The organism is Pseudomonas sp. Sample_9 (assembly GCF_004307535.1).
Classification (GTDB): Bacteria; Pseudomonadota; Gammaproteobacteria; order Pseudomonadales; family Pseudomonadaceae; genus Aquipseudomonas; species Aquipseudomonas mercuritolerans.
Genome location: NZ_RAZO01000090.1, coordinates 1 through 2,011 on the forward strand (window position 1 = coordinate 1; position 2,011 = coordinate 2,011).

General features: G+C 61.4%; 1 protein-coding gene and 1 pseudogene. Both read right to left on the minus strand.

All coding sequences use genetic code 11. The features are described 5' to 3' along the window. Positions 1-311, minus strand: a pseudogene (locus tag D6877_RS04920) (hypothetical protein); the annotation flags it as partial. 332 nt (positions 312-643) lie between these two features. Next, positions 644-2,011, minus strand: a 1,368-nt coding sequence (locus tag D6877_RS04925) for a molybdopterin-dependent oxidoreductase (protein ID WP_153189062.1), incomplete at its 5' end; no start/stop codon positions are given.

Here is a 2,011-nt window from a genome sequence, read left to right on the forward strand (position 1 = left end):
GCGGCGGAGCCGATCAGGCTGCCGGTGGTGCCGCCGAGACTGCGGCCAACCACGTTACCGCCAGCAGCACCCAGTGCGCCGCCGATGGCCGCTTCGCCACGGCTGTGACGGTCAGCGCCGACCGCACTACCACCCGCGCCGCCCAAGGCCGCGCCGATGGTTGAACCTGTATTGCCGCCTATAGACTGACCGACGACCGAGCCAAGAACCCCGCCCAATGCGCCGCCCACGCCGGCTTCGGCGGTGCCTCCGGCAGAAGCGAAGCCACTGACCAGGCCAAGGGACAACAAGAGAATCGAGGAGAACTTCATAGAGGATGAGCCTCAAAGGGATGACGGCGCCGATCCTGAAGCTCTGCAATGGGCGTGACAATCAAAATCCGACGAATAACACGACTTGTATACAATATTGCAAGTTACTGTTTTTTCACCGGAACTTAACCGATTTTCGCCGGTCTTTAGCTACTTCGGACAGGCCGTTTTTATGCAAAAACGGCCTTTTTTGTGGGCGGTCGAAAATCTTCGCCACGGCAGATCTGTTGCTAGGTCGATCGCTTTCGCGAGCAGGCTCGCTCCCACATTTGAAACGTATTCCAATTGTGGGAGCGAGCCTGCTCGCGAAGGGGCCGGATCTGGCTCCGCGGTTAAGCGGATTTAGCCATGATCAACCCGCTCTCACCCGCCGCTTCCAGCCGGATCGCAATGAACTTCGACGTCGGCGTGTGGCTGCCATCCCCCGTACTTTCCAGCGGCACCAGCGGGTTGACTTCCGGATAGTACGCCGCCGCCTGCCCCGCAGGAATATCGAACGCCAACAATGTAAAACCTTTCACCCGGCGCTCGCGACCGTCGTCCCAGATCGACACGATGTCGGCCTTCTGTCCCGGACGGAAGCCCAGACGAATGATGTCGGCCTCGTTGGCGAACAACACGTCACGCTGGCCCTTCACACCACGATAGCGGTCATCGAGACCATAGATCGTCGTGTTGTACTGATCGTGGGAACGCATCGATTGCAGGATCAGATCCGGCACCTGGCCGGTGGCGCGGGTGCGCTCGTGGACCAGATCTTTCGGCAACTGATTGGCGCGGAAGTTGGCGCGGCCTGACGGCGTGTTCCACTTGCGGGCGCCCGCCGAGTTACCCAGATAAAAACCGCCCGGGTTCTTGATCTTGTCGTTGAAGTCCTTGAAGTTCGGGATGGTGTCAGCGATCAGTTCGCGAATGCGCCCGTAATCGGCTACCAGCCAGTTCCAGTCCACCGGTTGGCTGCCCAGCGTCGCAGCAGCAATGCCGGCGATGATCGACGGCTCCGAGCGCATCTGGTTCGACAGCGGCTGCAACTGGCCGTTGGACGCGTGGACCATGCTGAACGAGTCTTCCACGGTGACCGCTTGCGGGCCTTCGGTCTGGATATCGATGTCGGTGCGGCCCAGGCACGGCAGGATCAGCGCGTCTTTGCCGTGAGCGAGGTGGCTGCGGTTGAGCTTGGTGCTGATCTGCACAGTCAGGTCACAGTTGCTCAGCGCCTCGAAGGTGCGCGAGCTGTCCGGCGTGGCCTGGGCAAAGTTGCCGCCCAAGCCGATGAACACCTTGGCGCGACCTTCGGCCATCGCATGAATCGCCTCGACCACGTTGTGGCCATTGTGGCGCGGCACCTTGAACTGGAAGCGACGCTCCAGCGAGTCGAGGAACGCCACCGGTGGACGCTCGTTGATGCCCATGGTGCGGTCGCCCTGCACGTTGCTGTGACCACGCACCGGGCACAGACCGGCGCCAGGTTTGCCGATATTGCCGCGCAGCAGCATCAGGTTGGCGATTTCCTGAATGGTCGGCACCGAATGACGGTGCTGGGTGATGCCCATGGCCCAGCACATGATCACGTTCTTGCCTTTGGCGTACATGCGCGCGGCTTGCTCGATCTCGACCAGGGTCAGGCCGGACTGCTCGACGATCTGCTCCCACGAGGTGTCGTCGACGATGGCCAGATACTCCAGCACGTTAGCGCTGTG